The organism is Gilvimarinus sp. 1_MG-2023, assembly GCF_030548285.1.
The window spans coordinates 1-264 of record NZ_JAUOSC010001145.1; the positions used below are offsets into that span (position 1 = coordinate 1).

The following is a 264-nucleotide window of genomic DNA, read 5'->3' on the forward strand; positions in this document are numbered from 1 at the left end:
GTCCCTGACTGGGGCATGGGTCAAAACATAGCGTTGGCTGGCACGAAAATCACTGTCGATGGCAACCGGTTGCCAGCGAATCAGATAGCCGGATTCGTCAGGCGTATTCCAGTTTTCTTCGTACTGCACCACGATGCGCTGGCTGCCTTCGGTGAGCAACAGTCGGTATTGGCCGGTGTAGAGGTTGGGTGAGTCGACATTCTGACCATTGATTGCCAGTACTCGCAGGGTTGACGGCACAATGACCTCGACATCGCCCTGGCC

Annotated in this window: 1 protein-coding gene; it reads right to left on the reverse strand. The window is 56.1% G+C overall.

What is annotated here, in order from left to right; all coding sequences use genetic code 11:
* The coding region (locus tag Q4563_RS20440) for a DUF2057 family protein (RefSeq protein ID WP_303605819.1) at positions 1 to 264 on the reverse strand (264 nt) is incomplete at both ends.